This window comes from Tolypothrix sp. FACHB-123 (assembly GCF_014697075.1).
In the GTDB taxonomy this organism is placed as follows: domain Bacteria; phylum Cyanobacteriota; class Cyanobacteriia; order Cyanobacteriales; family Nostocaceae; genus Aulosira.
Genome location: NZ_JACJRE010000137.1, coordinates 1 through 4,747 on the forward strand (window position 1 = coordinate 1; position 4,747 = coordinate 4,747).

Genomic DNA, 4,747 nt, shown 5'->3' on the forward strand with positions numbered 1-4,747 from the left:
TTATCTTGTTTGTTTTTTAACAACGCATCCAAAGTCTCTTGAATCACTGTGAGACTTTCTCGATATTCCTGTTTACCCAATAAATCCTCAATCACAGGTAACCCATTTTGCCATTGCTGCGAAATAGTAGCCCGCAGATTGTTCAAATATATCTCTGGTGTTGCAAATTCCTGCATCAATTCCATGTAAATGATATGCCAATAGGAGTAAGTGTTTTCCAGTTCCGACTTCCACTCTTTACTTTCTCTATTGGCTGTCATGTCGTCTAAAATTATTTTTTTTTGAACATCAGATAAATTAGAGAAAAAATCGATGACAGCTTCATCATTTAAACTGGTATCAGTAAATTCTTCTGACCATTCCCTAATTTTTTGAGCTAATTTGAACCCATCTTGTCTTTGTGACTGCACCAACAACCACTCCCACTCCAACAAGCAGCTTGTTGTTGCTCCTTCCAAATTAATGCCGTTAGCAATTTCCATCCAGTCGGGTATACCATTAGAAATTTCGCTTTCTGCTGCTAACAAACTGGCTGCAAAACCATCGTCATTACTAAAGCCATTCTCAAAAGCTGTTTTTACCAATGGCTTCATCTGTTGTGCAACTACTTCTAAATCTTCAACAAAAGTACAATCATCAAAATAAGGTTCTTCCCAGCTGGCTTCTTGAACTATATATTTCCCCTCTTCTTGGGATGCTTGCCAAATAATCTGATTCCATTGTTCCCATAGTTGCGACCAAGTTTGAGCTAATTTTGCTAAAGAAGTTGGTCGTTCTTGACTTGTTTTTACCTGTTCTACTGTTTGAGGTGGAGTGATGATTTGAGTTAAAGTTTCCCGGGTATTCGCTTGCAGTTGAGCAAATGCAGTTTCTCGCTGTTCGTCAGATAAAACCACAAATAAGGAGTCGAGTAGCTGGGAAATTTCACCTTCGGTAAGTGCTTCAAGGATGCGCGAACCAACAGAGGTTTCTTGTTTAAGATTACCCTGAGAATTGCTCTGGCTCTTTTTTGGCATCTCCTAAATCCCCTTAGCATTACATAAATAGCCTATTTCAACCAGAGGTAACGAGCAGAACTGTCAAATATTATTTAACAAACGTCAAATAAGCCCGCTTCAGCTTCCCCAACGATTCCAAAAACCTCTGCACTGATTCCTCCAGCCCACTTGAATACACCCGTGAAGTGCGATTGCATTCTCCTGCATCTGCTGATAATCCTGCGCCTGAACTGCCCTAGAACGAGCTAGATAAAAAGCGATCGCCTGCCTCAATGGTTCATACCCCATTGAATAAACCGTATAATCAAGTACACCTGCACGTGAGCGACAATGACGAGCTAATAACTTTTATAATTTTCCCAATCCCCAATCCCTCATGCTCAATGTTTACCATAAGAAGAAAGGTTAGCGGGAATCCCTCATGAATTTGTTGACTTATGTGATGCATCTAGTAGGTTCTGGTGCTTTCGCCTACTACAGTGCTGCTCAGATCCGTGACTCTAAAACTCGCCCTAATATCCTGGCTGGGTTTCAGTTAGCAGAATCTGGTTCTGTGCCTTTTTTGACAGCACTAAGCGAACGTGCCGCAGCAGAGGGCGATACATGGTTAGCCCAAAAGCTCAAACAACACGCATCAGATGAAACTCGGCACGGTCAAATTTTCGCTCACGGCTTAAAACCTAGCATGGCAAAACTAGCTAGAGCAAAAACTTAAACCTAGTAAGTTCGTTATTATTTAAAATTTTGGTTTACCTATTTACGCCTATTTCAATCATTAAAAATCTACTCTAGTAAGTTTTACCGCTCTAGCTTAAAACAACTCAATAAACAAGTTATCGATTGGAAGAGTCAACCTCAAACCACATCTACAGATAAATCACAACAGCAGCGTAGTCCATTTTTTGCCGCCTTCTTTGAAGGTTACAGCCCAGAACAACTAAAACCTGCTGTGATTGACTGGAATGTCTTCATGGGTAGCACTTACATTCTGGAGTTAGATGCTAGCAAAGACTTTCCGAGGATGGCGAAGGCATTACCCGATGATGAACCTGTTTCTCGCAACTTAAAATTGGGCATTTTGAGTGTCGCCAAAGATGAAACTACTCATGCTGCTTATCTTTATGAAGCAATGACAAAGCGAATGTCTCTTACCCAAGTACAAGAGCTTATAGATGAGTGGCGGACTCGCAAAGTCAACGCGACTTTTGCATTTGCTAGTAATCTGTTACAAGGCAAATCACCAAATCGTTCTCTAGTACAAGATAGTATGCCTTCACAAAAAAATTCTCAACTGATTGGAACGTAAATTCGACGGTTTATTTGGTGTCCATTTAGCTAGACATAAAAAACCTCTCCCTGCCTTAAACTGAAGTTCAAGGCAGGGAAAAATTTATCGAATTTAACCCTCATTTGTCACTCTAAGCAGAGGAAAATACAAAATCGGGGTGAGTCAGGAATATAAAAAGTGGGGAAGTGAGCCTATAAACACTCTTATTGAAGTTTAGCAAATCCTAATAATAGTTGAGGAATAGGAAAAACTGTGAGCCAAGGCTGAATTAAGTTAAATTCTCTAATAATCTACTTAGATTTTTAACAGTGCTGTTTGCTCGTTCCACCGCATTAATATCCACAATATGAATATCAATCAATTGCAAGAACTCAAGCAAAAACTGACTCATGACGCAGACTTGTCTAATATCTGGTTATTTTATATGGATCATTTTGCAGATCATCCGGAATTTACTGATATGGGTGAGCATACCCATAATGAATATCTACATACTGTTATCCGCAAGACTTGTCACCAAATGTTTGGCAGGGAAACAAAAATTACTGACTTTTTATCGATTTACATTGCAAAGTATCATTTTTTTCATGGGCCTTTCCAGGCTGAACGGCGTATAGGGGGTGTGATTTATTTCGACGATATAAAAATTGGGTTAATTGCAGTGTCGGCAGATTATCCTCCTACCGATGCTGTTAAGTATTCACGTTTTTCTGAAGTGCTTCAATTGCCGACACATAATCGTAACGAGCTTAATTGAGATGAGGGTAACGCAAAAGTACTCTCCACAAATGCGAGCACGATTATAATTTTAGATAGATTCGGACAACAAACCTGACATATCTAATACTCGCGCTGACCAAGCACTAGCTTGCTCGGACATATTTCTGCGTTCACTCTCATCAGACCAAAGACTATCAAATTTTAATTTCCACCGTGCTATTTGAACTTGAATGTTGACTAATTCTTCGGCATATTCCGGTTCAATTTCTGCTGCTGTCCATTCGATAAAATACATAGTTTCATCTGCCACACTTTCAACTGCTTCCGGGTAAGCTGTGTTACAAAATGTTCTCAACCTGGCTAAATTAGAAGCTATATGTCCTAAGCGATTTGATGTATTTTCTCTTTGAAACCTTGCTTGTTTTTCATTTAATTTCTGGTTCATAACCACCGATTAACTCCTGAGTGATTTGTTTAACACGTTCTTGAATTGCTGGGTCTTGAATTAGCATTGAGCGATTATTTTGACTGGGGCGAATGTTAATAATTGATTCATAGGCAATTGATTGATTAAAAGGAGTCCAGTCAGCACCCCAAATATCTCGCTGTCTACTACCATCTTCGAGCAATGCTGCTTCACAGAAAGCGTGTTTTTCTCCTCCTCCAGCTAATATTCCTCTTTCTATATCTACTGCAACTTTAATGTAAATTTTCAAAGTTTGCATCATTTGCTCAACTTGTTCTAGCGTCGCTCTTTCTCTGATAATCAGTACCAAAATTTCATCCTTACACAATAAATTACCCAAAGCATTATTGCATCAGTCTTTCATCTCAGTCTCCAGCACCCTCAACACCTTCTCTTCCAACCCCGTCAAATAAGCCCGCTTCAGCTTCCCCAACGACTCCAGAAAGCTCTGCACAGATTCCTCCAGCCCACTTGAATACACCCGATTGATGCGAGCGCATATCTCTTGCATCTGCTGACAATCTTCAGGCAAGTATTCGTAAGACTTCAGGTACTTCAGCCCCACCGTCAAGTCTCCATCCCAAGTCCTCACGGTGCAAGTGAAGTCATTCACTTGAGTGACAATTGCCCAGCAACCGCTTTTGCCCCTTAATTCGGGATTGTCCTTTGCTAAGATTTGGCAGACTTCACCCAATTGGTAGGTGTTGGGTACTTGGGTACGCTCCATAATGCGTTGCACTATATCTTTGACGATTTTTCCAGTTGGCACTTTACCGCCAGCTTTCTGTACTGCTTGTTGCCAAACTTCCTGTTGCTGCTGGGGTTCTAGCTTAGTGAGTGGGCGAATTTGTCCTTCTGCTGTTGGTAAAATGTCCACAAATTGTGGACATTCAGTAAGATTGTCCACAACGATAGCCGCATCAATTAATTGATAAGAACGGGAACGATTGTAACCAAATCTATCGCGGCAATATTCCTCAAATGTGCGATGGGTGGAGCGATAGAGTCTGCGATCACGCAATTCTGCCAGTGCCTTACCCGCTTCAAAAAATGCCCTCTCGACTTTTCGCTCTAAGTGTAAGCGATCACTCTGTTCTTCTGGTGTTAATTCAGGTACTTCAACAGCAGGAACATCGATGGTTACTACATCCTGATTGTCCAGGCTACGGTGTACCATCGGTGAGAGGTTAAGGTAATTCCACATTTGTCAATCAGTTAAAATACTCAAAAAGGCTAAATGAAAATGATAATCGTGTGCGGGGGGATTGGGAAGGA

Annotated in this window: 5 protein-coding genes and 3 pseudogenes; 2 read left to right on the top strand and 6 right to left on the bottom strand. The window is 40.7% G+C overall.

Features of this window, described 5'->3' with window-relative positions; translation table 11 throughout:
* Window positions 1–1,016: pseudogene (locus H6G41_RS34175) on the bottom strand (hypothetical protein); the annotation flags it as partial.
* A 99-nt stretch (window positions 1,017–1,115) separates the two neighbouring features.
* The gene (locus H6G41_RS34180) at window positions 1,116–1,286 is read right to left on the bottom strand and encodes a hypothetical protein (protein ID WP_190752802.1); all 171 of its coding nucleotides are present in this window, start codon (window positions 1,284–1,286) and stop codon (window positions 1,116–1,118) included.
* Between the two features lie 133 nt (window positions 1,287–1,419).
* On the opposite strand from H6G41_RS34180, the pseudogene H6G41_RS36560 reads away from it, so the two are divergent.
* Window positions 1,420–2,304: pseudogene (locus tag H6G41_RS36560) on the top strand (ferritin-like domain-containing protein).
* A gap of 112 nt (window positions 2,305–2,416) precedes the next feature.
* On the opposite strand, the pseudogene H6G41_RS34195 reads toward H6G41_RS36560, so the two are convergent.
* Window positions 2,417–2,564, bottom strand: a pseudogene (locus H6G41_RS34195) (IS701 family transposase); the annotation flags it as partial.
* A gap of 68 nt (window positions 2,565–2,632) precedes the next feature.
* Between H6G41_RS34195 and H6G41_RS34200 the strand changes: the two are divergent.
* Window positions 2,633–3,043 (top strand): hypothetical protein, encoded by a 411-nt coding sequence (locus tag H6G41_RS34200; RefSeq protein ID WP_190752803.1) that lies wholly within the window; start codon window positions 2,633–2,635, stop codon window positions 3,041–3,043.
* Window positions 3,044–3,094: 51 nt separating this feature from the next.
* Here the strand turns inward: H6G41_RS34200 and H6G41_RS34205 are convergent, their stop codons facing one another.
* Genes H6G41_RS34205 through H6G41_RS34215 form a run of 3 tightly spaced genes read right to left on the bottom strand, consistent with a single transcriptional unit; the run spans window position 3,095 to window position 4,676 of the window.
* Window positions 3,095–3,451 (bottom strand): hypothetical protein, encoded by a 357-nt coding sequence (locus H6G41_RS34205; RefSeq protein ID WP_190752804.1) that lies wholly within the window; start codon window positions 3,449–3,451, stop codon window positions 3,095–3,097.
* Window positions 3,432–3,782: a DUF5674 family protein gene (locus tag H6G41_RS34210; RefSeq protein ID WP_190752805.1), complete on the bottom strand. Its 351-nt coding sequence runs from the start codon at window positions 3,780–3,782 to the stop codon at window positions 3,432–3,434. The genes H6G41_RS34205 and H6G41_RS34210 overlap by 20 nt, the downstream gene beginning before the upstream one ends.
* 42 nt (window positions 3,783–3,824) lie before the next feature.
* Window positions 3,825–4,676, bottom strand: coding sequence for a hypothetical protein (locus H6G41_RS34215; protein ID WP_306790462.1), 852 nt, complete (start codon window positions 4,674–4,676; stop codon window positions 3,825–3,827).
* Between the last annotated feature and the right edge of the window lie 71 nt (window positions 4,677–4,747).

Bases quoted from the DNA above. Each gene is read 5' to 3' on its own strand.
- H6G41_RS34180 (WP_190752802.1), bottom strand. From the start codon at position 1,286: ATGGGGTATGAACCATTGAGGCAGGCGATCGCTTTTTATCTAGCTCGT.
- H6G41_RS34200 (WP_190752803.1), top strand. From the start codon at position 2,633: ATGAATATCAATCAATTGCAAGAACTCAAGCAAAAACTGACTCATGAC.
- H6G41_RS34205 (WP_190752804.1), bottom strand. From the start codon at position 3,451: ATGAACCAGAAATTAAATGAAAAACAAGCAAGGTTTCAAAGAGAAAAT.
- H6G41_RS34215 (WP_306790462.1), bottom strand. From the start codon at position 4,676: ATGTGGAATTACCTTAACCTCTCACCGATGGTACACCGTAGCCTGGAC.